At 43.3% G+C, this 26,651-nt stretch carries 28 protein-coding genes; 2 read left to right on the top strand and 26 right to left on the bottom strand.

Annotation, left to right across the window (positions count from 1 at the left end; all coding sequences use genetic code 11):
• Position 1: 1 nt before the first annotated feature.
• The 20 genes from DW019_RS13210 to DW019_RS13115 all read right to left on the bottom strand — a co-directional run bounded on the left by DW019_RS13210 (position 2) and on the right by DW019_RS13115 (position 18,093).
• Positions 2-979 carry a WYL domain-containing protein gene (locus tag DW019_RS13210; RefSeq protein WP_117478970.1) on the bottom strand — a complete coding sequence of 326 codons (978 nt, stop codon included), beginning with the start codon at positions 977-979 and terminating at the stop codon, positions 2-4.
• Positions 979-2,253: a diguanylate cyclase gene (locus tag DW019_RS13205; RefSeq protein ID WP_117478969.1), complete on the bottom strand. Its 1,275-nt coding sequence runs from the start codon at positions 2,251-2,253 to the stop codon at positions 979-981. The genes DW019_RS13210 and DW019_RS13205 overlap by 1 nt, the downstream gene beginning before the upstream one ends.
• A 32-nt stretch (positions 2,254-2,285) precedes the next feature.
• Entirely contained in the window at positions 2,286-3,803 is a 1,518-nt protein-coding gene (locus tag DW019_RS13200) for a sodium/solute symporter (protein WP_117478968.1), read from the bottom strand.
• A gap of 430 nt (positions 3,804-4,233) precedes the next feature.
• Complete coding sequence (gene atpC / locus DW019_RS13195; protein WP_117478967.1) at positions 4,234-4,644, bottom strand: ATP synthase F1 subunit epsilon; 411 nt, start codon at positions 4,642-4,644, stop codon at positions 4,234-4,236.
• Positions 4,645-4,677: 33 nt separating this feature from the next.
• The gene (atpD, locus tag DW019_RS13190) at positions 4,678-6,090 is read right to left on the bottom strand and encodes a F0F1 ATP synthase subunit beta (RefSeq protein ID WP_022376120.1); all 1,413 of its coding nucleotides are present in this window, start codon (positions 6,088-6,090) and stop codon (positions 4,678-4,680) included.
• 10 nt (positions 6,091-6,100) lie between these two features.
• Entirely contained in the window at positions 6,101-6,988 is an 888-nt protein-coding gene (atpG, locus tag DW019_RS13185) for an ATP synthase F1 subunit gamma (RefSeq protein ID WP_022376121.1), read from the bottom strand.
• Between the two features lie 17 nt (positions 6,989-7,005).
• The gene (atpA, locus tag DW019_RS13180; protein ID WP_022376122.1) at positions 7,006-8,520 is read right to left on the bottom strand and encodes a F0F1 ATP synthase subunit alpha; all 1,515 of its coding nucleotides are present in this window, start codon (positions 8,518-8,520) and stop codon (positions 7,006-7,008) included.
• Positions 8,521-8,555: 35 nt separating this feature from the next.
• Positions 8,556-9,107 carry an ATP synthase F1 subunit delta gene (gene atpH, locus DW019_RS13175; RefSeq protein ID WP_022376123.1) on the bottom strand — a complete coding sequence of 184 codons (552 nt, stop codon included), beginning with the start codon at positions 9,105-9,107 and terminating at the stop codon, positions 8,556-8,558.
• The gene (gene atpF, locus DW019_RS13170) at positions 9,095-9,613 is read right to left on the bottom strand and encodes a F0F1 ATP synthase subunit B (protein ID WP_117478964.1); all 519 of its coding nucleotides are present in this window, start codon (positions 9,611-9,613) and stop codon (positions 9,095-9,097) included. Before atpF ends, atpH begins: the two co-directional genes overlap by 13 nt.
• A gap of 40 nt (positions 9,614-9,653) precedes the next feature.
• Positions 9,654-9,911, bottom strand: coding sequence for an ATP synthase F0 subunit C (atpE, locus tag DW019_RS13165; RefSeq protein ID WP_022376125.1), 258 nt, complete (start codon positions 9,909-9,911; stop codon positions 9,654-9,656).
• A 37-nt stretch (positions 9,912-9,948) separates the two neighbouring features.
• Positions 9,949-10,653, bottom strand: coding sequence for a F0F1 ATP synthase subunit A (atpB, locus tag DW019_RS13160; RefSeq protein ID WP_243024165.1), 705 nt, complete (start codon positions 10,651-10,653; stop codon positions 9,949-9,951).
• 17 nt (positions 10,654-10,670) lie between these two features.
• The gene (locus DW019_RS13155) at positions 10,671-11,066 is read right to left on the bottom strand and encodes a hypothetical protein (protein WP_118443855.1); all 396 of its coding nucleotides are present in this window, start codon (positions 11,064-11,066) and stop codon (positions 10,671-10,673) included.
• Positions 11,047-11,352 carry an AtpZ/AtpI family protein gene (locus tag DW019_RS13150; protein ID WP_117478961.1) on the bottom strand — a complete coding sequence of 102 codons (306 nt, stop codon included), beginning with the start codon at positions 11,350-11,352 and terminating at the stop codon, positions 11,047-11,049. The genes DW019_RS13155 and DW019_RS13150 overlap by 20 nt, the downstream gene beginning before the upstream one ends.
• The gene (gene proC / locus DW019_RS13145; protein WP_279217664.1) at positions 11,325-12,116 is read right to left on the bottom strand and encodes a pyrroline-5-carboxylate reductase; all 792 of its coding nucleotides are present in this window, start codon (positions 12,114-12,116) and stop codon (positions 11,325-11,327) included. Before proC ends, DW019_RS13150 begins: the two co-directional genes overlap by 28 nt.
• 13 nt (positions 12,117-12,129) lie before the next feature.
• A complete protein-coding gene (rpiB, locus tag DW019_RS13140; RefSeq protein ID WP_117478960.1) occupies positions 12,130-12,558 on the bottom strand; it encodes a ribose 5-phosphate isomerase B in 429 nt (142 codons plus the stop codon).
• Between the two features lie 22 nt (positions 12,559-12,580).
• A complete protein-coding gene (locus tag DW019_RS13135) occupies positions 12,581-13,045 on the bottom strand; it encodes a hypothetical protein (protein WP_117478959.1) in 465 nt (154 codons plus the stop codon).
• A 17-nt stretch (positions 13,046-13,062) separates the two neighbouring features.
• Complete coding sequence (locus DW019_RS13130) at positions 13,063-14,115, bottom strand: L-threonylcarbamoyladenylate synthase (RefSeq protein ID WP_118443853.1); 1,053 nt, start codon at positions 14,113-14,115, stop codon at positions 13,063-13,065.
• 63 nt (positions 14,116-14,178) lie between these two features.
• Complete coding sequence (locus DW019_RS13125) at positions 14,179-14,898, bottom strand: N-acetylmuramoyl-L-alanine amidase (RefSeq protein WP_182431145.1); 720 nt, start codon at positions 14,896-14,898, stop codon at positions 14,179-14,181.
• A 57-nt stretch (positions 14,899-14,955) separates the two neighbouring features.
• Positions 14,956-16,659 (bottom strand): glycosyl hydrolase family 18 protein, encoded by a 1,704-nt coding sequence (locus DW019_RS13120; protein WP_118443849.1) that lies wholly within the window; start codon positions 16,657-16,659, stop codon positions 14,956-14,958.
• Between the two features lie 24 nt (positions 16,660-16,683).
• Positions 16,684-18,093: an amidophosphoribosyltransferase gene (locus tag DW019_RS13115; RefSeq protein ID WP_118443847.1), complete on the bottom strand. Its 1,410-nt coding sequence runs from the start codon at positions 18,091-18,093 to the stop codon at positions 16,684-16,686.
• A 676-nt stretch (positions 18,094-18,769) separates the two neighbouring features.
• Here DW019_RS13115 and DW019_RS13105 point away from each other — a divergent pair.
• Together DW019_RS13105 and DW019_RS13100 are read left to right on the top strand one after the other, a co-directional pair.
• Positions 18,770-19,294: an adenine phosphoribosyltransferase gene (locus tag DW019_RS13105; protein WP_022376137.1), complete on the top strand. Its 525-nt coding sequence runs from the start codon at positions 18,770-18,772 to the stop codon at positions 19,292-19,294.
• A gap of 82 nt (positions 19,295-19,376) precedes the next feature.
• Complete coding sequence (locus tag DW019_RS13100; protein ID WP_118443845.1) at positions 19,377-20,732, top strand: NCS2 family permease; 1,356 nt, start codon at positions 19,377-19,379, stop codon at positions 20,730-20,732.
• A 73-nt stretch (positions 20,733-20,805) separates the two neighbouring features.
• Here the strand turns inward: DW019_RS13100 and DW019_RS13095 are convergent, their stop codons facing one another.
• From DW019_RS13095 to DW019_RS13070, 6 genes are all read right to left on the bottom strand, one after another.
• Positions 20,806-21,633 carry an amidohydrolase family protein gene (locus DW019_RS13095; RefSeq protein ID WP_022376139.1) on the bottom strand — a complete coding sequence of 276 codons (828 nt, stop codon included), beginning with the start codon at positions 21,631-21,633 and terminating at the stop codon, positions 20,806-20,808.
• Positions 21,630-22,199, bottom strand: coding sequence for an indolepyruvate oxidoreductase subunit beta (locus tag DW019_RS13090; RefSeq protein WP_022376140.1), 570 nt, complete (start codon positions 22,197-22,199; stop codon positions 21,630-21,632). Before DW019_RS13090 ends, DW019_RS13095 begins: the two co-directional genes overlap by 4 nt.
• A 21-nt stretch (positions 22,200-22,220) precedes the next feature.
• Positions 22,221-23,960 carry an indolepyruvate ferredoxin oxidoreductase subunit alpha gene (iorA, locus tag DW019_RS13085; RefSeq protein ID WP_118443881.1) on the bottom strand — a complete coding sequence of 580 codons (1,740 nt, stop codon included), beginning with the start codon at positions 23,958-23,960 and terminating at the stop codon, positions 22,221-22,223.
• A gap of 103 nt (positions 23,961-24,063) precedes the next feature.
• On the bottom strand, positions 24,064-24,981 hold the full coding sequence (locus tag DW019_RS13080; protein WP_118443843.1) for an NYN domain-containing protein: 918 nt from the start codon (positions 24,979-24,981) through the stop codon (positions 24,064-24,066).
• Positions 24,982-25,057: 76 nt separating this feature from the next.
• Positions 25,058-25,741: a tyrosine-protein phosphatase gene (locus tag DW019_RS13075; RefSeq protein WP_182431144.1), complete on the bottom strand. Its 684-nt coding sequence runs from the start codon at positions 25,739-25,741 to the stop codon at positions 25,058-25,060.
• A gap of 32 nt (positions 25,742-25,773) precedes the next feature.
• Entirely contained in the window at positions 25,774-26,154 is a 381-nt protein-coding gene (locus tag DW019_RS13070) for a hypothetical protein (protein WP_118443839.1), read from the bottom strand.
• Positions 26,155-26,651: the final 497 nt, after the last annotated feature.

The following is a 26,651-nucleotide window of genomic DNA, read 5'->3' as shown; positions in this document are numbered from 1 at the left end:
ATCATAGTTTCCAAATATTTTCAAGATACTTCCGATACTTCTCTTGTTCTTCTTTTGGTTCCACGATCGAAACACCCTTTCCAATCCCCGCAAGCCAACCATAAAACTGCTTGCTGACACTGATTTCTACGAATGTCCGAAACTGTGTCTCGGACTCTTTTAAAACGGGAATTTCCTTTCCAAAACGGTCAATTGCAACGCCAATCAGCGAATTATCAAAAACAAGCTGAAGCCTTTTTTTCTCCCCGGCAAACATTCCAAACGTTTTTTTTGAAAAATCCGTGACATCCAATTTTTGATATGCTGTTTCCCCTTCTCTTTTTCCCTCTTCTCTCTTTAACTGTCGAAGTTTATCTACACGGAAATATTTAATCATCTCTGCTTTGTGGTCATACGCCAGCAGATAATAATTTTCGTCTTCCCACATAAGCATCCATGGAGAAACAAGATAGCGTTCGCCACCGTGCCGCGGCACAAGTTCCTTGTTCTGATTCCATTCGCAGTAAACAAAAGTAACCGGTTGATTTTCGTGCATTGCCTGATGAATGTCATCAATCAGATAAAGGGAAGACAAATTTTCTGTTTTCACACGGTCATTGACACAAACTTGACGCTGTAACCGATTTGCCTCATGGCGGCTCGTGAAATGTTCCAACTTCTCAATCAAATTTCTGCTTTGTTTTTGCGTAATAAATTTGGACGCCTGCACAGCATCAACTAAAAGTTTTAACTCCGCCAATTCAAACTCACGGCTTCCCAGATAGTAACCCGCCGGGTTTTTCTGACATACAACATCGTACCCGAGTATCTGCAAAGCTTCCATGTCCGAATAAACACTTTTTCTTTCCGCATGAATACCATTCTGCTTTAAATACGAGATGATTTGCGGCATCGTTACCGGATGTTTTTCGTCACTCTCACTTCGCAGCAGTTCCAAAATATAAAATAATTTGTATTTCTGGTTTGGTGCTTTCGGCATCAGGATTCCTCCTCCCTTGATTCCATTACGATCTGGTCTCGCCCATGCTCTTTTCCATAATAAAGAAGTTCGTCCGCACGGTTAATCGCTTCTTCCATTTTCTCTTCTTCACAGTAAGTTGCAATACCAATCGTCAGAGAAATTGAGAATTCCATACCGTTATGTGAAAACTTTTTCGATTTCACATCGTCCAAAAATCCCTGCAAAACTTTTCCCGTCTCATTTACTGTTCCATCAAAACCAATCAAAAATTCTTCGCCGCCCCAGCGTGCAGAAAAACCATCTTCACCAACTGCTTTCTGTAGTGCTCCGGCAACATATTTTAGAACTTCATCACCTTTTTCATGACCATAACTGTCATTGACGCTCTTAAAAAAATCGATATCTGCAATCGCAAGTGAAAAACAATCGTTTTCTCTACGGTAATCCATCTGAATCTGCGCCGCACGCCGGTTCAGAAGTTTTGTCAATGGGTCACGTGACACCATTTCTTCCAATGAATCACTGACCGCCACTGCATATTCGCCCATTTGCGCCAGTTCGTCGCCTCTCTTTAAAACATTTTCCGGCATTTCATGATGAAATTCTCCATGCGCCACTCTGCCAAGAAATCTCTTAATTGCCTGAATCGCCTCCACCATTTTCTGTGCCGACAGATTACAGATAAATCCGGCAAGAATTATGATAAACAGGCAGATAATCACATTCCCATGCGTCATAAATCTCATGGAAGTATTCACAGACTCCGCCGACTCTCCGGCAAAACTAACACCTACAACTTCATTCTCATCATTGCGAATTGGCACATAGTAGCCAAAGTATCTGACTCCCATAACGTCAACATTCTGGGAAAAATATTCTTCCCCGTCTTCAATCACTTGTGAAGCAACTTCTTTATCTAAGTGAGAGCCAACCAAACGATTTCCTTTTTTATCAACCAGTGTTGTAAGACATCTCTCATCACCAACAAATACAGTAACATCCGCACCGGTATCATTTTTAATATCGTCTAAAACGCGGTAATCCGATGTAATTTCTGTTTCCCCCTTATAAACCCTATCGTCTTTCTGTGAAAAATCTCCCGCATCCAACACATTATAAATACTAATCAGATTATGAGCGATACCGGACAAACTCTTTTCAATCTCAAATACCATACCTTCATGAACCGAATTCTGACTGTAAAATGTCATGACAACTCCTAAAATTGCAATCGGAATTACTGACATTCGCATGATGGTAAAAATTAGACTTTTCCTTTTTTTTCGCGCCATATCCGACACCCCCTCATTTCCATTGTATACGTTTACTCTTCGTCCTCTTCCGGCAAAGCCATTTTCTGCTCTACCATAACTTTTTCATCCAAGCAGTTAAAAATTCCATCTACAATTGCTTCGTCCGGTTTCTTCGTTATTACACTAACAACCGGGACAACAATCAAACCAGCAAGCATTGCTAATGCTCCGGCGTTAATCGGTGATGCAATATAATTGATAAACATGTTAGAAACCGTAATTCCAACTCCGGCAATAAAACTTGCCCAGACAGCCGCTTTTGTCACGCGCTTCCAGTACAGTCCATACAAAAATGGTGCTAAAAACGCTCCTGCCAGAGCACCCCAGCTGATTCCCATAAGCTGTGCAATAAATGCCGGCGGATCAAGTGCAATCACAACGGAAATGATGATAAAGAACGCAAGCAGTATTCTCATCCAGATTAACTGCTTTTTCTCACTCATATCTTTTACAAACAATGGTTTGATAAAATCAAGTGTGAGTGTGGAACTTGACGTCAGCACAAGGCTCGACAAAGTCGACATGGATGCAGACAAAACAAGCACAATGACAATTCCAATCAGAATGTCAGGCAGGCTTGAAAGCATCGTCGGTATAATAGTATCATATGCCACACTGCCATCGGCTGCTTTTGTCACACCGGAAATCTGGCTGAATCCACCAAGGAAATAGCAGCCGCCGGAAACAACTACGGCAAACAACGTCGAAATAATAGTTCCTGTATGTACTGCTTTTTCATCTTTAATGGCATAAAATTTCTGAATCATCTGTGGAAGGCCCCACGTACCCAATGAAGTTAAAATCACAACCCCAAGCAGATTCAATGGGTCTGGTCCAAAGAAAGATGCATAAGCTCCCGGCATTACGTCACTTGGCACATGCGCAAGTTCCTTCACTGCAGCCAAAAATCCGCCATGACCGGAAAGCACTGCCGCAATGACTGCCACAATACCAAATAACATAATAATTCCCTGAATCAAGTCATTCAGTGCAGTCGCCATATAACCGCCCACAATAACATATACACCGGTCAGCACCGCCATCACGACTACACAGATGCGGAAGTCAATATCAAATGCCATACCAAACAAATAGGAAAGACCATTATACACCGATGCGGTATACGGAATGAGGAAAATAAAGGCAATCATCGACGCTGCAACGCGAAGCGATTTACTGCCATAACGTTTTCCAAAGAAATCCGGCATGGTCATGGATTTCAAATGCTTTGTCATAATTCTTGTACGTCGTCCCAATACAACCCATGCAAGCAGAGAACCAAGCACTGCATTGCCAATTCCAATCCAAGTGGAAGCAAGTCCGTATTTGTAACCGAACTGTCCTGCATATCCGACAAATACAACCGCTGAAAAATAAGACGTTCCATATGCAAATGCGGTCAGCCACGGACCAACCGAACGTCCTCCCAACACAAAACCATTCACATCTGTCGCATGCTTTCTGGAATAAAATCCAATCCCAAGCATCACGGCAAAAAATACCAGTAACAAAATCACCTTAATAACCATAATAAACTCTCTCCTTCGTATGTTATTGCAACTACCCTATTACTCACTATTTTACCATAATTTCGGAGGGGTTTCCATAGTGATTTTTTTTGGTTCCGTAATTGTGTAGAAAAGTTTTGTGACTCGTGGGTCTACGTTCCACTCCGGTCCGCGCAGGTCAGAGGTTCCCCGAACCTCTTGCGCCGTTCTCACTAATTGAGTTGCGTAGCAGCAGGGGTGCTGAAACTACCAGCACCTCCTGCTGACGCACTCAAACCCACGAGTCACAAAACTTTCCTACACAATTACTGGAATCCAAATAAATCGACAAAAAACAGTTGTCCCCCTCCTTCTCACCAGCCTCCTCTTCCCCAAAAAGCAAAAAATAAAAAGAAATCCCCCGAAAAGCTATATTTGCAACGCAAATATCCTGCTTTTTAGGGGATTCTTTTTATTTTTCAGCTAACTGCAACCGAATCAACGATTTTCGCAAAGCCAAATCTGCTCGTGCCATGTTTATATTTTCATCTGCACTTTTTAAGCGGCGCTCGGCTCTCGCCTTCGCCTCTGCCGCACGATTAATGTCAATTTCTTCCGGCCACTCGCAGGACTGAGCAAGAATTGTAACTTTATCCGGTGTAATTTCCATAAAGCCTTCCAGCACTGCTGCCTCTTTGAGCACGCCACCCGGCTCGGTAATCGTCATTACACCAGGTGCAACAATCGTCGTAAGCGGAATGTGATCCGCATAGATTCCGATGTCACCTTCCGTCGTCGTAAGTTCCACCATCTCAGCATCTCCGGTATAGAAAATGCGCTCCGGCGAAATCACTTCAAGACGAAATGTTTTACGTTCTGCCATGTTGTAACCACTTCCTTTCCTATCCGCCTGAAATTACTGGCGGCTCTCTTTGTATCGTGCTACAACATCATCAATACTTCCGGCATTTAAGAAATAACCTTCCGGAATCTCATCATGTTTACCATCCAGAATTTCTTTGAATCCCTGAATCGTATCAGACAACTGAACATATTTACCGGGAAGACCGGTAAACTGTTCTGCGACGTTAAATGGCTGCGACAGGAATCGCTGCACTTTACGCGCACGGTTGACAAGCATTTTCTCGTCTTCCGACAACTCGTCCATACCAAGAATGGCAATAATATCCTGTAACTCTTTGTAACGCTGCAAAATCTCCTGAACACCACGGGCAACCTGATAATGTTCTTCACCCAGCACACGAGGGTCCAGCATACGGGATGTTGAAGCCAGCGGGTCTACTGCCGGGTAAATACCAAGTTCTGCAATCGAACGCTCCAATACGGTTGTCGCATCCAAGTGGGCAAAAGTCGTCGCCGGAGCCGGGTCTGTCAAATCATCGGCCGGTACATAAACCGCCTGAACGGATGTAATCGAACCGCTCTTTGTCGAAGTGATTCGCTCCTGCAAAGCACCCATCTCTGTCTGCAGTGTCGGCTGGTAACCTACCGCACTCGGCATACGTCCTAAAAGCGCTGAAACCTCAGAACCTGCCTGTGTAAAACGGAAGATGTTGTCAATAAACAAAAGCACATCCTTTCCACCTTTGTCACGGAAATATTCTGCCATCGTAAGTCCGGCAAGACCTACTCGCATTCTCGCTCCGGGCGGCTCATTCATCTGTCCAAACACCATGGTTGTTTTATCAATTACGCCGGACTCAATCATTTCATAGTACAAATCATTTCCCTCACGGGTACGCTCACCAACACCGGTAAATACCGAATATCCACCGTGCTCTGTAGCAATGTTTGTAATCAACTCCTGAATGAGTACCGTTTTACCTACACCGGCACCACCAAACAAACCAATTTTACCACCCTTCTGATATGGGCACAAAAGGTCAATTACTTTAATACCGGTTTCCAAAATCTCCGATTCGGTAGACTGCTCTTCAAAAGAAGGTGCTTTTCTGTGAATCGGATCATACTCTTTTACTTTTGGCGGCTCTTTTTCATCAATTGGCTCGCCTAGAACATTAAACATACGTCCTAATGTTTCTTCACCTACCGGCACACAAATCGGAGCTCCCGTTGCCACTGCTTCCATGCCGCGGACCAAACCATCCGTTGGTCCCATGGCAATACAGCGAACGGTATCATCACCCAAATGCTGTGCCACCTCAACTACAAGCTTATCCCCATCCTGTCGTTTGATGTGGATTGCTTCATTAATCTCAGGCAGGTTTCCGTCCTGAAAACGAATATCCAGTACGGCTCCAACAATCTGGGTAATTACGCCGAGACTTGTCTTACTATTCTCTGCCATTTTCTACCTCCTAACTTATCGCTGACGCACCAGCAACAATCTCTGTCAATTCCTGAGTAATTGCAGCCTGTCTTGCACGGTTATACTGCAATCCCAAGGTATCAATCATCTCCTCTGCGTTACTTGTTGCAGAATCCATCGCCTGCATACGCGCACCATTTTCACTGGCCACCGCTTCCACGAGCGCACCAAAGATTAGGCTGTTTACATACAAAGGAATGATATAACCCAGAGTTTCTTCCTCCTCCGGCTCATAATTCATCTGTGCCACAGCACCCTTATCCTTCTCATCCTCTTCCTGTGCATTCTCCTTGATATCATCCTCTGCAAATGGAAGAATTTTAATCAAAGTAGGGATTTGTGTCACGGTATTTTTAAATACCGTATACGCTAAATACACTTCATCAATGTCACCATTTTCCAACGCACCAATCACGGTCTTTCCAATGCTTACCGCATCTCCAAACAACGGATTGTTAATCACCTCGGAAAAATCCCCCTGACAGGTATACCCCTGTCTCACAAGGCTTTCCAAGCCTTTTCTTCCAACCGGAAAAATAATCGTATTTTCTCGGTCAAAATCACCTTTGGTAACTAACTTGACAAGATTGGAATTGTAACCACCCGCCAGTCCACGGTTTGACGAAATTACAATCACACCTTTTTTGCATGGTTCATCCGGATTTTTCTCTCGTTTTCCGGGATATCTCACGGTGCCGGATTTGGCAAGCATACCCGAAACCGTCTCATACATTTTGTTAAAATAAGGCTGTGTTTCTTCTGCTCTTCCCTTCGCTTTTTGAAGTTTTACAGTCGAAACCAGTTTCATTGCCTTTGTAATCTGAGAAGTGCTTTGTATACTTTCTTTTCTTCTTTTGATGTCCCTCATTGAGGCCATAGCATCACACCTCTCTTTTATTTCTCATGAATAAAATTGCGTTTATATTCCTCAATCGCCTGAATCAATTTCTTCTCTGTCTCTTCACTGATTTGTTTCTCATCGCGGATGGCAGCCGGTACTTCCGGATACTTTTCATCCACAAAACGGAACAAACCTTTTTCAAACGCAAGGACATCTTCTACCGCAATATCCAAAAGATACTGTTTTGTCGCTGCATAAATGATAATAACCTGATACCATACCGGCAGCGGCGCATACTGATCCTGCTTTAAAATCTCACGGATTCTTTCACCCTGGTCTAACTGGCGTTTTGTGTCGGCATCCAAATCGGAGCCAAACTGGGAAAATGCGGCCAGCTCGCGGTACTGTGCAAGCTCGATACGAATCGGTCCCGCAATCTTTTTCATCGCTTTAATCTGTGCCGAACCACCAACTCGGGATACGGACAGACCCGGATTTACCGCCGGACGGAAACCGGAGTTAAACATCTCGGTCTCTAGATAAATCTGACCATCTGTAATCGAAATTACATTAGTCGGAATGTATGCCGATACGTCACCTGCCTGTGTCTCAATAATCGGCAGTGCCGTCAAAGAACCGCCGCCTAACTTATCTGACAATTTTGCTGCACGCTCCAAAAGACGGGAATGCAGATAAAAGACATCGCCAGGGAACGCCTCACGTCCCGGTGGTCTGCGAAGAAGCAATGAAAGGGTACGATAAGCAGCCGCATGTTTGGTCAAATCATCATAAACGATAAGAACATCCTTGCCGCTCTCCATCCACTCTTCACCAATCGCACATCCTGCATATGGCGCAATATACTGAAGTGGTGCTAACTCACTTGCGGTCGCTGCTACAACCGTTGTATAATCCATCGCACCACTCTCTTCGAGTGTCTTTACAATATTGGCAACCGTTGATGCTTTCTGTCCGATTGCTACATAAATACAAAGTACATCCTGGTCTTTCTGGTTAATGATGGTATCAATCGCAATTGCCGTTTTACCGGTCTGGCGGTCACCGATAATCAACTCACGCTGACCTCTTCCGATTGGAACCATGGAGTCAATCGCCTTAATACCTGTCTGCAGCGGTGTATCTACCGATTTACGGGAAATAACACCTGATGCCACACGCTCAATCGGACGAATCTTATCCGTATTTACCGGACCTTTACCATCAATTGGCTGTCCGAGCGCATTCACAACGCGGCCTAACATTGCGTCGCCAACCGGCACCGTTGCCACACGTCCTGTCGTCTTAACCATGTCACCTTCGTTAATGTTTGCCGAATCACCAAGTAAAACCGCACCAACATTATCTTCCTCTAAGTTCATGACCATTCCGTACACTTCATGCGGGAACTCTAACAGCTCACCCTGCATTGCCTTCTCCAGTCCATGAATACGGGCAATTCCATCGGCAACCTGAATTACCGTTCCTACATTGGCAACTTCAAACTCCGTACTATATTTTTTTATTTCTTCTTTAATGACTGAACTAATTTCTTCCGGTCTTAAATTCATGTTTCCAACACACCTTCTTTCTGAAAGCCGCCCGTCTAATTTGACAGCCTTACTTTACTCAAATCTCTTGTCATCGCATCCAGTTTTGCACGGATACTGTTGTCAAGAACTTGGTTGCCAATACGAATCACAATGCCGCCAAGCAGACTTTTATCAATTTCGTAGTCCACCGACAAAGTTTCGTACTCGCTCACCTCAAGAAGTTTTTGTTCAATTTTCTTTTTTTGTTTCTCCGATAGTGGCATCGGCGTCTGAATCTGAACTTTTCCTATCTTTTTGTATGCCATGGCACATTCATTAAAATATGCTAACACAGGGATTAGTTCTCCGATTCTTCCTTTTTTTACAAGAACATGCAAAAGTCCCATCATGTCCTGGGACAGTTCCTTTTGAAAAACCTCCTGCAGCACATCCATCTTTTTTTCCATCGTCATTTCAGGATGTTCCAAAATCGCCATGAAATCCGGATTTTCCGAAAGCACCTGCTTCATCGCACGCGTTTCGTCCCAGAGTTCATCCACACGATTTTCTTCTACCGCAAGAGAAAACAAAGCATCGCCGTACACTTTTGAAACTAACTTTGCCATGTCGAATCCCCCATTTCATTGCATGTCTCTTCAATCAACTTGGCCTGTGCCTCTTCACTGATGGATTCTGACACCAGTTTGCCAGCCATCATAGAAGCCACCTGAACCATTTCCTGTTTCATTTCATCACGGACTTTATCCTTTTCAAGTGCCACTTCTTTCTCTGCACGTGCCAGAATACGATGTGCTTCATCGCCGGCCTCATTTACAATTTCACTCGCACGCTCTTTTGCTTTTTGGCGAGCCTGTGAAATCAATTCTGTGGATTCATCATCCACCTTTGCCAGTTTGTCATCATACTCTTTCTTCATGGCAAGTGCCTCATCTTTAGCGGATGCCGCCTCCGAAAGCTGGCTCTCAATATAATCCTTTCTCTTTTGAATCAGCTTGCGCGCCGGATTAAACAAAAGATACGATAAAAGGATAAACAATGCCAGCATGGCAACTAACGTAATGCATGTATCAAATAACGTCTGCGGGTCAAGTCCAAATATTCTTGGATCCAATTACAGTCCCTCCTTTCTTACAATTTTCGGATGGATTGCATTATACTCCAAATGGATTTACAAACAGCAGAATCATGGCTACAACCAGACCATACAAACCGGTTGTCTCGGCTACTGCCTGTCCAAGAAGCATGGTTGACATAATCTCACCACGGGCACCCGGGTTACGTCCTACGGCACTTGCACCATATCCGGCTGCAATACCCTGTCCAACACCAGGTCCGATACCTGCGATAACTGCTAATCCTGCACCAATTGCTGATGCTGCATGTACTAAATCTGCTCCTGAAATATTCATATCTTTTCCTCACTTTCTGCGCTTATGCGCGATAAAATTAATCATCCAAATCTGCGGCATTCGCAATGAATACCATTGTCAGCATAGCGAATACATACGCTTGCAATGCGCCGGCAAATACATCCAAATAAGCGTGTAGTGCAGCCGGCCAGACCCACAAAAGGAACTTAGGAAGAAGTCCGTAGATCAACGCCATCATCATGGTTCCCGATAAAATATTGGCAAACAGACGAAGTGACAGAGATACCGGTGTGGCAAATTCACTAATTACATTAATCGGGAAAAATAAGAAAATCGGTTCAAACAAACCTTTGAGTTTTCCCCACTTCTGCCATTTGATTCCCTGATACTGAATCATAACAAAAGTGATTAACGCCAGTGGAAGTGTCGTACCATAATCCGCAGTCGGTGGTCTGAGTCCAAAAAGCCCGGACAAATTACATGTCACAAGGAACATGAAAATCACACCAATATAGTTTTTGAACTTTGGTGCCAGCGTCTTTCCCATGTTGCTCTTAACCAGATTGTCAAGGGTTTCCACTAAAAGCTCGATGACATTTAAAAATCCGGTCGGTGCCTTCGTCGGGTCTGCTTTTTTGATTTTATGATTTGCAACAATCGCGAAAATAATCAGAGCCGCCATAACGATAGCCAGACATATATGGGTCGTCGTGATGTACACCGTCACGCCGCCAATATGAATCGGCAGATGCCCATATACATAAAAATCTACTCCATCCACGCTCTCACTCTCCTTTCCTATAATAATTTCTTTTTACGAAGTCTTATTTTTTCCATCCATGGAACCATAAGTGCTGCTGCCTTTCTTGCAAGCAGTCCCGCCAAAACGGTATATGGCATAACCCATTTTGAAAGAAAAAAACTTCCTACAAGCACTCCGATTTCAATGGCGCTCCGTACAAGCCCCATCGCTCTGGAGTGACTTACTGCCTTTTTTTCCGGAAGGTCTAACTCAATGTCAATGCTCCGGTACAAATGAACCATAAGTCCACTCGCTGTAACACTGCCAGCGATTTCTCCCAAAGCATACGGTAACGGCTCCGGCACAAAAAAGATGCCGCCAAGAATTACCACAATGGCAAGAATCCATATGCCGATTATGACTTCCCATAAACTAATCTTCGCCGTCTCCATCCTGTTTTCCTTCCTGTGTTTCCTTTTTTGTACTGCCCGGGTGATACTGTCCGGTCAATACAAGCATACTGCGAAGCGATGCCAAAATCCCGATAAACATCATGATTACCATAAAGCATTTGGTACCAAAAAGCTTGTCTAAGCCATAGCCAATCAACAGGCTGACACTCATGCAGACCATCATCGATAATCCAATCTGCATAATCATCGATAAGGCATGTATGATTTCTCTCCGGTTTTTCGCTTCGTCACGTTTTCTCATAATTCTCTCGCCTTCTTCACGCATGCCATCTGTCCTTCTATGACAGCACTGCGCAGTCCCTTTTCCTCTAAGACACGAACTGCCTCAATCGTCGTTCCCGCTGGTGAGCAGACCATATCTTTTAATTCACCCGGATGTTTTCCGGTCTCAAGCACCATCTTAGCACTTCCGTACACCGTCTGTGCCGCCAGTTCATAAGCCATGGCACGCGGCATACCATCCGCCACAGCCGCATCCGCCATTGCCTCAATAAACATAAATACGTAAGCCGGCGAACTGCCACTGACACCAATCACGGTATCAATCATATTTTCAGAAACTTCTGCAACCACACCAAAACTTTCAAATATAGTAATTGCCGTTTTTCTTTCTTCTTTTGAAACCGATGGATGAAAACACATCCCGGTTGCTCCCGCTAACACAAGTGCCGGTGTATTCGGCATCGTGCGTACTATTTTCATAGTCTTTCCAAATAACTTCTCGATATTCGCTATCGTCTGGCCTGCCGCAATCGAAATGACTAACGCATTTTCTTTACAAACCGGTGCAATCTCCGGAATCACATCTGCAAACTGATACGGTTTTATCGCAAGTACCAGCACATCTGCTTTTTCTGCCACTTCTTTGTTATCTGTTGTTGTCTGCACGCCAAGTTCTTCATGCAATGCATCTAACGCCTCTTTGGTACGTCTCGATACAATAATCTCATCTGCTTTGTACAAGCCTTTTGCCAAAATTCCTTTCAGCATCGCCTGTGCCATATTTCCACATCCGACAAAACCTAACACGTTATTTCACTCCTTATTCTTCAATCATATCAACCCGGCGTTTATGTCTCTCCACACCGGAAAATTCTGTGTCTAAAAAGATATCTACAATTTTTTCTGCAAGCCCCGGTCCCACAACTCTCGCACCGAAAGCTAAAATGTTGGCATCGTTATGCAGTCTGGTCGCTTCTGCGCTGAAGCAGTCACTGCAAACGGCTGCACGAATTCCCGGTACTTTATTCGCTGCAATTGAGATACCAATGCCGGTTCCGCAAATTAAAATTCCTTTGTCACATTCCCCATCAACAATGGCATGTGCTACCTTTTTTCCATACACCGGATAATCCACAGGGTCAGGACTGTAACTTCCGTAATCTTTGTAGGAAAGTCCGCGCTCCTCCAAGTGACGCATCACCACCTGTTTCAATTCATATCCTGCCTGGTCGCTGCCTAATGCTATCATATTGTAACACCCTCCTCATATTTTAGTTCCACTGTAATTTTTTCTTCACCCGGTACAATAAATCTTTGAGTTCTAAGTAACATTCCTCATATGCCTCATCCCCGCTTCCATATGGGTCCGGCACATCCGGGTCAAATTCTTTTCCATCTTCTTCCTGCACAAATTCGCGAAGCGTATAAACATGTTCCGTCACACCATAATCTTCGAGAACTTTGACTTTTTCGGTAAAATTCATCGTGAGCACAAGCGTTGTCTCATCAACCTGCTCTGCATGAAATTCTTCCGATACCTGCTCCTCGCAGGGAACCCCATGATTCATAAGCAGTTCCGTCACCCGCTGGTCTCTCGGTTCCGCAAAAAGTACAACCAGTCCACGTGACATAATCTGCTTTGATTTATCCATCAAAATACTTTTCATAATCCACTCTGCCATTGGACCAAGAAGGACATTTTCCTTCGATACAAAAATAATTTTTGTGTAATCCATCCGTATGCCTCCTCCAATCACTTATCCGAAAGATACTCAATCTTTTGCCCTGCTGCCTTCAATAAACGGTTCATAATTGCCTCGCTCCGGTCATCATCCGCAAAACTCTCAGAAAAAATAACCGAAACCCCCATATGGTCAAATTCGCGTAATGCACGGTATAACCCCTGCTCAATGGTATGTTCATTCCGCGATCCCGCTGACACAACTTGTCCATGTGTATAACAGGACAACGTTTCATCCGCAGCAAGAATCCCCACTTTTTCTTTTGGATATTCTGCCGCAAGTTCTTTAATCCGGCGGATAACAGCTTCCTTTTCTCCCTGAATCACCGTCATCGACGCCTTCGGTGCATAATGTCTGTACTTCATGCCTGGTGCTTTCGGCTTTACCGATGGGTCTAATCCGGATAAACCGGCATCCATCTGTACTGTGCCAATCACCTTAGCAATCATATCTTTTGTAATATGTCCCGGACGCAGAATCGTCGGCGTCTCTTCTGTGACGTCAATAATCGTCGATTCCACACCGATTCCAACCAGACCGCCATCGATAATCATATCAATGCGTCCCCACAAATCTTCTTTTACATGTTCTGCCGTCGTCGGGCTTGGTCTGCCTGACGTATTTGCACTCGGTGCCGCCACCGGCACGCCGGCACTTTCAATCAACTGTCTGGCTCCCTCATGTGAAGGCATCCGGACAGCTACCGTATCAAGTCCACCGGTTGTCTCATAAGGCACAGCTTTTGTCTTTTCAAAAATAAGTGTCATCGGTCCCGGCCAGAATGCATCCATAAGTTTTTCTGCCGTTTCCGGTATCCGTGCAGCAATTGCGTCAAGTTCTTCTCTCTTACTGATATGAAGAATCAGTGGATTATCACTCGGACGCCCTTTTGCCTCATATATTTTTTTAGCCGCCTGCGGGTTAAATCCATCCCCGCCAAGTCCATACACAGTCTCCGTCGGGAAGGCAACCAGCCCGCCCTGCCGTAAAATCTGTGCGGCATGATTCAATTCTCCTTTGTCATACCCTGTTACCGCATCGAAGCAAATCCATTCTGTATCCATATACGATTCCTTCTATCTCGCTTTTTCTCAAATACTCATATGATTTATCATACCATATTCTGCCTATTTATACAAGAAATTTTCAATGCCCTCTGCAATCCCTTCGACCATCTTTTTTTGATATTTTTCGTCATTTAACAGCCTCTCTTCGTCAGGATTTGACAAAAATCCGCACTCTACGATAACAATCGGACAGCTCACCTTCCGAAGCATATAATAACTGGCATTCGCTTTTTCCACACGGTGGTTTTCTTTGTCCGCTTTTTCTTTGATGGACTGCTGTAAAATACCGGCAAGACGCTTGCCTTTTTCGGAACTTTTATGATAAAAAACCTGTGCCCCTTTTGTGGATGCAGAAAAACTGTTCTGATGAATGCTCACAACCAAATCCGGTTTCTTTTCTTCAATCAGCGTCACACGATTCTGCATATCTGCTCGCTTTTTTGATGATTCATCGCCACGGCAGAGTGCCTCATCACTCACTCTTGTCATATAAACCGTATAACCGCTTGCCGCCAGTTTTTGATTTAATTTCTCACTGATGGCAAGGTTTACATCCTTTTCCAATGTCTGATTTGCTCCCACTTTTCCGGGGTCAAAACCACCGTGTCCGGGGTCAATTACAATCGTTGCCTTCGTTCCTTTCGCAGTCTGGTTAAGTGTCTTGTGAAATGGTTTTTCTAACGGTGACGCAAACTTGTACCACGCACTCAAAAAAGCAGCCACGGCAAAAAAGAATACCATGGCTGCTTTCTTTGTTTGTTCTATTTTTTCCTTCGACATAACGGACTCCCGCATCCTTTTTGGTACTATTGTATGTCTTTTTTCTTTCAAATAGTCTTACCATCCGCGAACGGCATCCGCTATCGTCGTCCAGGTAACGGCACGCTCAAAACCAAGTTTCCAGAACGCCACACCTGCCGTCTTACTTTTCTTCACAACTTCCAGTTTTTTCTTTAACGAAGTTTCTTCTTCCAGCCAGATTTTATAAGTTGCACCACTGGACTTAAATTCCGCATAATACTGACCGGTTGCTTCATCCCACTTTGGTGATGCATCATTTGCCCGGACAACACTCTCGGCACCGCTCATGCCATAAGCTTCCGGATGTGGCTTTTTGCCTTTTACTTCTTTCCACAATCTCGTGTAGAACGGAAGTGCAGCTACCGTACGTTCTGCCGGTACCTTTGCCAGCACATTTTTGACACCTTCTTTTACAAATGGAAGCGACGAAACCGAACCGCTTTCTTCACTGCCGTTGTAATGCTCATCATACGCCATCAAAATCACATAGTCCACAATGCGTCCCTGCTCTTCCAGATCATAATACGCATTGTAACTTGCCGGCGAATAGTTGTCCACCGAAACAATCAAATCATTTGCGTGGCACTTAAGAGTAAGTTCACGTAAAAATTCCAGATATGCCGGTGCAGTATCTTTTGTTACATGCTCAAAGTCAATGTTAATTCCATCCAATTCATGCTGAATCGCCGTTGCCACCAGACCATTTACCAAACGATTCCGGTTTGATGTCACGCCGAGCACTTTACTTAATTTAATTCCTTTACCAAAATCATTAATCAGTCCCCACACCTGTTTTCCCTGTGCGTGTGCCTGAGCAACATAAGAAGAATTTGCCAGCGAACCAAACTTGCCTGTATTATCGCTGAGCGCATACCACGTCGGGCTGATGACATTCATCGCCTTTGCACTCTGAATGAGCGATGGAAGCTGTCCGCTGCTCGTCTCATTCGTTACCTGATGCCATCCCAAACATACCTGGCCTTTTGTCTTTAACTGGGTAAAAGATTCCGGCTCTTTGTCAAATTTCCAAGCCGTCTCTTTCTGCCCCTGCAGGCGGTCGCTCGGTACATAGCCGGCAATTCCATCCTGTGTGGTAACTGCCGTATAATCATTTTCTTTTTTCTTATCCGTTTCCACAAATACGCGGGTGCCTTTTGCCAGCTCCACAAAATATTTGTATTTTTTATTCGGACCCTTGCGCACACGGGTATCCTCTGTCAGTGACGCCATCGTATAGGACGCACTCCGGTCTGACATAATCACAAGGCGTTTTGGATTTTGATATGTTTTATAATAGCAGCTCGTGTGTTCTTTGATAAAGGAAAGGGATACATAAAACGCATCATCTTTTTTCTGCAGAATTGGCTTCTTCGCGTTCTGCGTCTCCTTGCCAACCTGATAAGAAACTTCTCCTGCCTGCGCCAAAATCACGCCGCCACTTGTCACATAGGAAAGGCTGCTTTCCACTGTATCGACATAAATTCTCTGGTCCATATAAGTAGACGCAACCGATGCCGGTACATAAATTTCGCCCTCTGCTTCATATCCCTTCTCTTTGCTTTGTTCATCATTAATCACAAGTGCTACTTCATTTTTCTTTAATTTAAATAAATCATTCAGCGGTGCCTGTCCCGGATCCAGCCATTCTATCACCAAGTTCACAACCGGTCTTGCAAGCAGTGCCACAAGCACAACGGCTAAAACCACAACAACCAACAGTCTTTTTTTCTTTTTCGTCATGGAAGTTCCTCCTTCCTTAAGCTATCAGTCTTTACCATTCCAACAATACGTGCAGAGTTTTTCTTTCGGAATTCCAACTGCCTCCAACATATCATCTAAGCGGTTAAAACGAAGGGATGTGAAGTTTAACTCCTTGCGGATTTCTTCAACCATCTGATCATATTTTTCCGATTCCGGATCGGTATACTGCTCTAATACTTCCTCTGATACATCCTCCGTTCCTTCCAGTCGTGCAATCACACGGCGGGTAATCAAATCCATCTCCGATGAGGAACGCGAGAAATTCAAAAACTTACATCCATATACAAGCGGTGGACACGCCGGACGAATATGTACTTCCTTTGCCCCGCTGTCATACAGAAATTCCGTCGTTTCACGAAGCTGTGTTCCGCGGACAATGGAATCGTCAATCAAAAGAATACTTCTATCCTGAATCAAATCATGCACAGCAAGCATTTTCATTTTTGCAATCATGTCACGCTTACTCTGAACTGTCGGCATAAAGGAGCGCGGCCACGTCGGTGTATATTTGATAAATGGTCTTGAAAATGGAACACCGGACTCATTTGCATAACCAACCGCATGTGCCGTACCGGAATCCGGAACCCCGGCAACAATATCCGGTTTTACATGGTCACGTTTTGCCATATTTTTCCCGCAGTTATAACGCATCTGCTCAACACTGATTCCCTCGTAGGAACTGGATGGATAACCATAGTACACCCACAAGAATGTGCAAATCCGCATCTTGCTTCCCGGTGCCATCAGCGTTTTAATTCCCTCTTGATTTACAATTACAATCTCACCCGGTCCTAATTCCTTTAGTGGACGGTATCCTAAATTTTGGAACGAGAAAGATTCCATTGCCATACAATAAGCATCTTCTTTATGTCCAATCACAAGCGGTGTTCTTCCATATTTATCACGCGCTGCATAAATGCCCTTTGGTGTAAGAATCATTAACGTTAAAGAACCATCAATCCGCTCTAAGGCATAATGGATGCCCTCAATCAAATTCTCTTTCTGGTTAATAATCGCTGCCACAAGTTCTGTCGGATTAATGTCTCCACCACTCATTTCCAGAAAATGAGTGTTATTGTCATTGAAAATTTCATCCACAATTTCCTGTGCATTGTTAATTTTTCCCACGGTTGTAATGGCAAATGTGCCATGATGGGAACGCACAATCAATGGCTGTGGTTCAAAATCGGAAATGCAGCCAATCCCGTAATATCCCTTCATTTTCTGCATGTCTTTATCAAATTTCGTCCGAAATGGTGCATTTTCTATATTGTGAATTGCACGGTCAAACCCGTCCTCTCCATACACCGCCATTCCGGCACGTCTTGTTCCCAGATGGGAATGATAATCGGTTCCAAAAAACAAATCAAATACGCAGTCATCCTTCGATGCCACTCCAAAAAAACCGCCCATGATGTCCTCCTCGTTCTCTATTCATTGTTGTAATGGATTAAATCCTCTAATAGAATACCACGTTTTTCGACAGTTCTCAACCCTAATACTCCTTCAGTTTGTGTCAAGTTTTTTGTTTTCCGTAATTCCGGAGAAAAGCTTTGCGTCTCGTGGGCACTCCCGTTTAACAAACACGTAAGGGTATGGGCATGCAAAATACGCAAGCCTCATACCCACGTGTTTGTACCCACAAGTCACAAAGCTTTTCTCCGGAATTACTGGAATACAAAGGAACTGGCAGCAAACATTTGTCACAGCCCAACGATAAGGTTTTTTCGGAGTATAACCCGAAAAACTTTTCATTTTTAAAGCATTTATCGGATTATACTCCATATTTTTCTCACTCTCTACACAAAATATTATTTTTGCAGGAGCGATGGTGTCTTTGGTGTCTTGGGGAAGGGGTTTCGATGAATGGTTACAAACGCACGGGTATCAGGCTGTGCGTATTTTGCACGCCGATACCCCTGTGTGTTTGTCGAGCGGGAGCGCCATTCAGCGGAGCCCCTTTTCCAAGACACCTGGACTTCCGCAAAACCAATATTTTACCTTGATTATATTTTTATCTCTTATTATAATAGAAAGGTAAAGAACGTAGTTTTTCACCAAACATTCAAAAAGAAACGAGGTACTCATTGTGAAAAAATTAGAAGAATATATCCGGAGTATTCCTGACTTTCCGGAAAAGGGAATTATTTTTCGCGACATTACAACGATTTTGCAGGACGCAGAAGGATTGAAGCTTGCGATTGATTCCATGATTGAAACACTCAAAGATGTGGATTTTGATGTAATTGTCGGAACGGAATCCCGTGGATTTATTTTTGGTGTACCGATTGCCTATGCAATGGGCAAACCATTTGTGCCATGCCGTAAGAAGGGAAAACTGCCTTGTGAAACAGTAACTGCAGAATATGATTTGGAATATGGCAGTGCAGCAATTGAGCTTCACAAGGATTCCATTAAAAAAGGTCAGAAAGTTGTTATCGTGGACGACCTTATCGCAACCGGCGGTACAGTAAAAGCATGTGCCTCCTTAGTTGAGGAATTAGGCGGAGAAGTTGCTAAAATTGTATTTCTGATGGAACTTGCCGGCTTAAAGGGAAGAGAACAATTGTCGCAGTACGACGTGTCTTCTTTAATTATTTACGAAGGGAAATAGGCGGCTATTTGCTGCCTTTTACCGCCTCGCGAAGGGAGCACGTGAGCGCAATATATCTATCACTTACAAGGAGGAGCATTTCATGTTAGAAAAAATGTTCAAACTGAAAGAGAATAATACCTCTTTCCGTACTGAGGTTGTTGCCGGTCTGACAACATTTATGGCTATGGCTTACATCCTCGCTGTCAATCCAAATATTTTAAGTGCTACCGGAATGAATTCCGATGCCATTCTTTTGGCAACCGCACTGGCATCTTTCGTCGGCTGTATGGCTATGGCTCTGTTAGCCAACTATCCATTTGCCCTTGCACCGGGTATGGGACTGAATGCATACATGGCATTCACCGTTTGCGGCAATATGGGATATTCCTGGCAGATTGCTTTGCTTGCCGTATTTGTTGAAGGTTTGATTTTCATCGTATTATCTTTGACAAATGTACGTGAAGCCATCTTTAATGCCATTCCAATGGCTCTGAAAAAAGGCGTAAGCGCCGGCATCGGCTTGTTTATCGCTTTCATCGGCCTTCAGGGTGCAAACCTTGTTGTCAACGATGATTCTACTCTTTTGACTTATGTAAAATTTGTAGGCGATTTCCATACCATCGGTATTGGTGCCCTGCTTGCTTTAATTGGTTTGTTCATCATCGTTGTTCTGCATCACAAAAATATCAAAGGTTCCATTTTGATTGGTATTCTTGCCACATGGATTCTTGGTATGATTTGCGAAGCAATTGGTCTTTATGTACCGGATGGTAAAGAGTTCTACTCCCTTTATCCAACTTTCCGCATGATTGACTTTGGTGCATTTGGAACAACATTTGGCCAGTGCTTCAACGTTGATTTCTCAGGTGTTGATATCCTGAACTTCATCGCTGTTTTATTTGCCTTTTTGTTTGTTGACATTTTCGATACGCTCGGAACTTTGATTGGTGTTTCCACCAAAGCGAATATGCTTGATGAAGAAGGAAAACTTCCTCGCATCCGTCCGGCTCTTTTGGCAGATGCCATCGCAACTTCGGTTGGTGCTATTTTCGGAACATCAACTACTACTACTTACGTTGAGTCCTCCGCTGGTGTTGCAGCCGGTGGACGTACCGGTTTATCTGCAATGGTAACCGGTCTGCTGTTCTTATTGGCTATCGTATTTGCGCCAATTTTCACAGCAATTCCATCCTTTGCTACTGCACCGGCATTAATCTTCGTTGGATTTTTGATGATTTCTTCTATCATCTCGATTGACTTTGAAGATATTACAGAAGCCGTTCCTGCATACCTTGCTATGCTTGCAATGCCTTTGATGTACAGCATCTCCGAAGGTATCGCACTCGGCGTAATTTCTTATGTTGTAATTAACTTATGCTGTGGAAAAGCTAAGAAAATTAAACCTTTGATGTATATCTTAGCAGTATTGTTTGTTTTGAAATACATTTTCTTATAAGAAAATTTTCTGCATATAAAAAGACCCACCAAAACTTGTCTGCTCCCGACAATTGGTGGGTCTTTTGTCACTCTTAAATTCCAATTATTCGAATGAAATTGTCAGATAAAATCTTCTTTTTTTCTGTCTCTGTTAAATCGGTTTCCATAAACCACTGCACCGCATCTTTTTGCCCACTCCACGGACTGTCCGTTCCGAACAGGACACGGTCACTTCCCATCGCATGAATCAAATCGACAAATGCTTCTTTTGTAAGCATTCCCGAAACACCCTCTTTTTGCAGATAATCACCCGAAAAAGAAGTGTCAAAGTAAAGCGGCTTTTCCATCAGTTTTTCTTTCACTTCATTCCACAAACGCCATCCGCCCATATGGGCAAGAATCAAGTGGTCCGACTCTGTGTCCTTTAACACCTCAAGCACATGATTAGGCGTACAGTGAACGGGGTCCGGCATTCCAATATCTACGCCGGCATGGACGGTAATATACAGTCCTAATTCTGTTGCTTTTTCTACAATCCGCTTGTACCGTATATCATTAAAAAAGGTCCCCTGATAATCCGGATGAATTTTGATTCCTTTAAGCCCAAGTGCTTTGATACGATTTAATACTTCCGAAACATTCTCGGTCTCCGGATGAATTCCGCCAAACGAAAGAAGCCCGGTCTCTAAAGCCTTTGCATTTGTTTCTGCTGCCACTTCATTAATCGTATCTACCTGTTTTTTTGACGTAGCGACAGGAAGAAGCAGGGAATAAGAAATCCCTGCCTCTTTCATCGACGCCATTAAGCCGGACTGCACACCATTGGTGTGAGCCTTCGTACCCGAATTTTTCTCAAGCTTTTCAATCGCCCGTTTTGCAATCGTCTCCGGATACGTGTGCGTATGTGCATCAATTATCATTTTTCAAAACCTACCTCAAATGCTTTTTGGTTGATTTCAACGGTTTTTGGCGGAACAGTGTTTGCAATAACATCTAACCACTGCTGTTTGTCAAAGTCCATATTTTTCGCTGCTACACCAATAATAATGGTGTTAAATACGCGGGAATTGCCAAGTTTTTTCGCCTCATCCATCGCATCAATCGAAACCACTTTGTGGTCTTTTTTCAGTGTATCCAAAATATTCTCCGGATATTCAGCAACGCCGGTCACAACCGTCATCGGGTCCATGCGCTGGTCATTGACAATCATAACACCATCTTTTTTCAAAAAGTGTGCATAGCGCATTGCCTCTAATTTTTCAAAAGCAATGAGCACATCTGCCTGTCCTTCTTCTACAATCGGCTCATATACTTTGTCACCGTAGCGGACAAACGTAACAACGCTTCCGCCTCGCTGTGCCATACCATGAACCTCGCTCAGTTTTACATCAAAGCCTCCCGCTTTAATAATTCCACCTAAAATGCGGCTGGTAAGGAGTGTTCCCTGACCACCTACACCTACAATCATTATATTTTTTGTTTCCATGAATCAATTCCTCCGTTTTGCTTAGCGTGCCACACAATCAATAGCGTCAAACTTACACAACTGTTTGCAAAGCCCACAGCCATTACACATCGTCTCATCAATTGCAATCGTTCCATCTTCGTTTTTCGTAAGTGCCGGACATCCCGGTTTCAAACACATACCGCATTTCTTACATTTATCCGAAAGCGGCACACACTTATTCGGGAACTTCACGCCCTTAAGAAGTGCGCATGGTGCGCAGGCAATAATTACGGAAACTTCATCTTTTGCCACTTCTTCTTTAATTGTCTTCTCCATTGCTGTCAAATCAAACGCATTGACTTCTGTTACATTTTTTACGCCAATGGATTTACACAAGTTGTAAATGCTGATTGCCGGTACTACATCGCCCTGCAGTGTTTTTCCGGTTGCCGCATGGTCCTGATGTCCGGTCATACCGGTTGTGGAGTTATCCATGATAATAACCGTTCCGGTTCCCTGATTGTAAACCATGTTAATCAGCGAATTAACGCCGGTGTGCATAAAGGTCGAATCACCAATTACAGCTACCCAGTTTTTAATGTAATCTTTGCCGTGTGCCATTTCCATACCATGAAGGGTTGAAATGCTGGCACCCATGCAGACCGTTGTATCGATAACATTTAATGGAGCTACCGCACCAAGTGTGTAACATCCGATGTCACCGGCTGCATGAATTTTCAATTTGTTCAGTACGGTGAATGTACTTCTGTGCGGGCATCCCGGACACAAAATCGGCGGACGCGCCGGAAGGTTCGGATATGGTTTTGTCTCAACATTCTGTCCCAATACTTTCTCACGCAAGAGGTTTGCACTGTACTCACCCTGACGGGTAAAGATTTCCTTGCCAATACACTCAATCCCCCATGCTTTTACCTGCTCTTCAATTACCGGCTCCAATTCTTCAAATATGTAAAGTTTGTCTACTTTTTTTGCAAACTCTTCAATCAATTTTTTCGGAAGCGGATATACCATACCAAGTTTTAACACAGATGCCTGTGGAAATACTTCCTTCACATACTGATAAGGAATACCACTGGTAATGAAACCAATGGATGTATCGTTGTATTCTGCTTTGTTAATTGCAAAGTCAGAACCATCTTTCTCTAAACGGTTCATGCGGTCTTCCACATGAAGATGACGCTTAATCGCATTACCCGGCATCATAACATTTTTGCCCGGATTTCTCTCATATGGTTTATCTTCCGGCTCCACACGGTCTTCCAATACAACAGGACCCTGTGAATGTGCCAGTCTTGTCGTCGTGCGAAGAATTACCGGTGTGTCATATTCCTCACTGATTCGGTAAGCTTCTTTGACAAAATCTTTTGCTTCCTGGCTGTCGGACGGCTCCAATACCGGTACCAGTGCAGCACGTGCTACACAACGGGTATCCTGCTCGTTCTGGGAACTGTAAAGTCCCGGATCATCTGCTACAACCACCATAAGACCGCCATTTGCTCCAATATAAGAAGCGGTATACAATGGGTCACTCGCCACATTTAACCCTACATGCTTCATCGATGCCATTGCGCGGACACCGCTGATGGATGCGCCAATTGCCACCTCAGTAGCAACTTTCTCGTTCGGCGACCATTCGCAGTAAATATCGTCATACTGTACCAGATTCTCGCTAATCTCCGTACTCGGTGTTCCCGGATAAGCAGCCGATACTTTTACCCCGGCTTCATAAGCACCACGGGCAATCGCTTCATTTCCTAACATAATCTTCTGTTTCGCCATGTCTGTTTTCATCCTCCTAGTTGTTTGTCCTTGGTTTAGCTACTCTGCCAAACCCTAATGATACTATTCTATCACATTTGCTCATAAATGGGAAATTATTTCATTATCTTTTCAGATAAACGTTCTTCTGATTATTACCCACGTTTTCAACCTGAAGTGCGCGGATGGAGTGCACCAGCTTCTGAAACGTTGCATATCCCAATTTCTTTACCTTAAAATTCGGGAAATGGTCATACACCTTCTGCGCCAACTGTCCAATATCAATTCCTGTGACGCCCGCCTTTTTCACCGTATCAACCATAAATTGTTCCACTTCTTTGGCATCATTTTTCAGAATTACCTGAATACTGGTATGATTTCTCTTCAATTCAAAATTATCCAAATCCTCAATAAATCTCGACAGCGAACTATAACCATAATTTCTCACGTCAAAATCGGAATATTTTTTCACAAGAGCACTTCCAATTTCACCAAGTCCCGTATCTTTTCCATTGTTTTCGTTTGTCGTAATAACTTCCAAAACAGCATCCGAAATTTTCTTTTTGGAAACGGCATTTTTCTTTTCTTTCTTATTTTCCTCTTTGTCGCTCTCAAGTAAAAGCTCAATATTCGTAAATACCGAGCATGCCCCACGGAATGATTTCGGCGTCTTACTTTCGCCCATGCCAATCACTTCCATGCCGGATTCCCGCAGGCGGCTCGCTAATCTTGTAAAGTCACCGTCCGATGACACAATGCAGAATCCTTCTACATTTCCTGCATACAAAATGTCCATCGCATCAATAATCAGTGCCGAATCCGTCGCATTTTTCCCTGTCGTATTGCGAAACTGCTGAATCGGCGTAATCGACCGCTCCGCCAGCTCACTTTTCCATTTATTCATGTGGTAGTCAGTAAAATCGCCGTAAATACGCCGATACGTTGCCACCCCATGCCTTGTCATTTCGTCCAGAATACTGTCAATATATTTTGCTGATATGTTGTCTGAATCAATCAGCAGTGCAAATCGTTTGTCGCTCATATCCCTCTTTCCTTTCTACTGATTTATAGGAAAATGTTCTTTTTTATTCTATCACAGCACCATACCCCATGCAACATTAGACAAATTTCTCTTTTAACCTATCCATACATTCTCTATCCATTCCAATAATCTGAAAATAATTGGATACATCTCCATATTTTTCTCGAAACATCTTCAAAAACATTTCCATAAAATATTTGTTTGGCGTTACAATCGCCATATCAATATCTGAATTCTGCTTAATATACTCAAGTCTTTGTTTAATATAATATTTTGTAACTACATAATTCTCAATAATATCCTCATCTTTCGCCCCGGCAAATAAGAGCAAAATAGCAGAAACGACACCACTTCTATCTTTTCCGGCAGAGCAATTAAAAATAACTCCTTGCGGCGCATTCGCAATACATTCAAAAATGGCTTTCATATTTGGTTCTTCTGCAATTTTCAAAAAACTAAAGGGTACCTCTTCTACTGAATTTGGCACCTTACTTCCTTCATAAACGGGGAAGTTATAATATGTCATTCCTTTAACATTTGTTAAACTACTTGGCTTTTTCTTTACATCTTCTTCCGTTCGCATATCTATCACTGTTGTAATATCATGGTTGACAAGAAATTTTTTATCTCTATCGCTTGCATATCCCTGCCTGTCACTCCTAAGAACCGAAAAACTCTTTGTTTTTCTTCCATAACAGGTTTCATAGCCTCCCAAATCTCTTGTATTTTGAGTTGTTTCCAGTAAACTTTTATACTCCATATTCTTCTCCATTTCTGCAGCGTTAAATTACTTTAAATCATCCTGCTCTCTTCCACTTTGACCGCAATCTGCCATTTATCTTCATACACAATTTCACCTACAAAATTTGTATAGACAACATCGTATGCCCTATTATATTTATCTAACAAATGTATTGCCGGCCTCAATTTTTCGTACATTTGCCTTGTAGTATCACATTTAAAAAAAGTAATAACTTTTTCCCTTTTTACACATGGTTCAGGCTCTGGTAAGTGACTCTTAAACCACTCATCAATACACACAAACATCTCTTTTTCACTTTCATCCATGACCCCTGCATTTACAAGATTCCAACAAAGGCTAAAAATCCCTTTAGGATACCTGGTAATATAAGAATCTTCTCTACCTTGTATTCGCATATACTTATAACTCATTTTTTTCTCCTTCCTCAAAATAAAAACACGCCTGTTGGAAATAAATTTTCCCTAACAAGCGTGGATCAAGCATTTTGCTAATATCGATGTTACCAAATTTAAGAGGAAGCCAAACGCATCCGACTCCCTTAGGCATAGTCCGCAGACGTCCGCCGCAATTCTGTATTATATTATGCCACATTTCCTTCGATTATGCAATAGATATCATTCCTTGAGTTTCCGCAAAGCGCATAAAAAAAGTGGATGACTTTAATTAAAACACTAATCTGCTGGATTTTGAGAACTCAAAAGCGACAGTATCAGGATTAGAGGCACTTTAATAAGCCCCGCCGAAACCGGACTTTGGAAGAATTATTTTTTTATCTATTCAGACAACCAGTTTAAGGCAGAGTTAACGGTATCTCGGACGTTTGGGTCGGAACCATAGTCTGACGCCTTCTTTTGCATATGAGAGTATGCCACGGATGCCTTTCGCCAGTCGATAATAGCAGAAGAAT

It is taken from the genome of Clostridium sp. AF37-5 (assembly GCF_003477605.1).
GTDB lineage: Bacteria > Bacillota > Clostridia > Lachnospirales > Lachnospiraceae > Eubacterium_F.
Note: the sequence above shows the minus strand (reverse complement) of the source record. Positions and strands in the feature narration are given on the sequence as shown.

Bases quoted from the DNA above. Each gene is read 5' to 3' on its own strand.
- atpG (WP_022376121.1), bottom strand. From the start codon at position 6,988: ATGGCCTCAATGAGGGACATCAAAAGAAGAAAAGAAAGTATACAAAGC.
- DW019_RS13075 (WP_182431144.1), bottom strand. From the start codon at position 25,741: ATGGAGTATAAAAGTTTACTGGAAACAACTCAAAATACAAGAGATTTG.
- atpD (WP_022376120.1), bottom strand. From the start codon at position 6,090: ATGGCAGAGAATAGTAAGACAAGTCTCGGCGTAATTACCCAGATTGTT.
- DW019_RS13100 (WP_118443845.1), top strand. From the start codon at position 19,377: ATGTTAGAAAAAATGTTCAAACTGAAAGAGAATAATACCTCTTTCCGT.
- DW019_RS13125 (WP_182431145.1), bottom strand. From the start codon at position 14,898: ATGTCGAAGGAAAAAATAGAACAAACAAAGAAAGCAGCCATGGTATTC.
- atpC (WP_117478967.1), bottom strand. From the start codon at position 4,644: ATGGCAGAACGTAAAACATTTCGTCTTGAAGTGATTTCGCCGGAGCGC.
- rpiB (WP_117478960.1), bottom strand. From the start codon at position 12,558: ATGATAGCATTAGGCAGCGACCAGGCAGGATATGAATTGAAACAGGTG.
- iorA (WP_118443881.1), bottom strand. From the start codon at position 23,960: ATGGCGAAACAGAAGATTATGTTAGGAAATGAAGCGATTGCCCGTGGT.
- DW019_RS13115 (WP_118443847.1), bottom strand. From the start codon at position 18,093: ATGGGCGGTTTTTTTGGAGTGGCATCGAAGGATGACTGCGTATTTGAT.
- DW019_RS13070 (WP_118443839.1), bottom strand. From the start codon at position 26,154: ATGAGTTATAAGTATATGCGAATACAAGGTAGAGAAGATTCTTATATT.
- DW019_RS13120 (WP_118443849.1), bottom strand. From the start codon at position 16,659: ATGACGAAAAAGAAAAAAAGACTGTTGGTTGTTGTGGTTTTAGCCGTT.
- DW019_RS13200 (WP_117478968.1), bottom strand. From the start codon at position 3,803: ATGGTTATTAAGGTGATTTTGTTACTGGTATTTTTTGCCGTGATGCTT.
- atpH (WP_022376123.1), bottom strand. From the start codon at position 9,107: ATGGCAAAGTTAGTTTCAAAAGTGTACGGCGATGCTTTGTTTTCTCTT.
- atpA (WP_022376122.1), bottom strand. From the start codon at position 8,520: ATGAATTTAAGACCGGAAGAAATTAGTTCAGTCATTAAAGAAGAAATA.
- DW019_RS13210 (WP_117478970.1), bottom strand. From the start codon at position 979: ATGCCGAAAGCACCAAACCAGAAATACAAATTATTTTATATTTTGGAA.
- DW019_RS13130 (WP_118443853.1), bottom strand. From the start codon at position 14,115: ATGGATACAGAATGGATTTGCTTCGATGCGGTAACAGGGTATGACAAA.
- DW019_RS13080 (WP_118443843.1), bottom strand. From the start codon at position 24,981: ATGAGCGACAAACGATTTGCACTGCTGATTGATTCAGACAACATATCA.
- DW019_RS13150 (WP_117478961.1), bottom strand. From the start codon at position 11,352: ATGCGTGAAGAAGGCGAGAGAATTATGAGAAAACGTGACGAAGCGAAA.
- DW019_RS13155 (WP_118443855.1), bottom strand. From the start codon at position 11,066: ATGGAGACGGCGAAGATTAGTTTATGGGAAGTCATAATCGGCATATGG.
- DW019_RS13135 (WP_117478959.1), bottom strand. From the start codon at position 13,045: ATGGATTACACAAAAATTATTTTTGTATCGAAGGAAAATGTCCTTCTT.
- DW019_RS13095 (WP_022376139.1), bottom strand. From the start codon at position 21,633: ATGATAATTGATGCACATACGCACACGTATCCGGAGACGATTGCAAAA.
- DW019_RS13205 (WP_117478969.1), bottom strand. From the start codon at position 2,253: ATGGCGCGAAAAAAAAGGAAAAGTCTAATTTTTACCATCATGCGAATG.
- DW019_RS13090 (WP_022376140.1), bottom strand. From the start codon at position 22,199: ATGGAAACAAAAAATATAATGATTGTAGGTGTAGGTGGTCAGGGAACA.
- atpE (WP_022376125.1), bottom strand. From the start codon at position 9,911: ATGAATATTTCAGGAGCAGATTTAGTACATGCAGCATCAGCAATTGGT.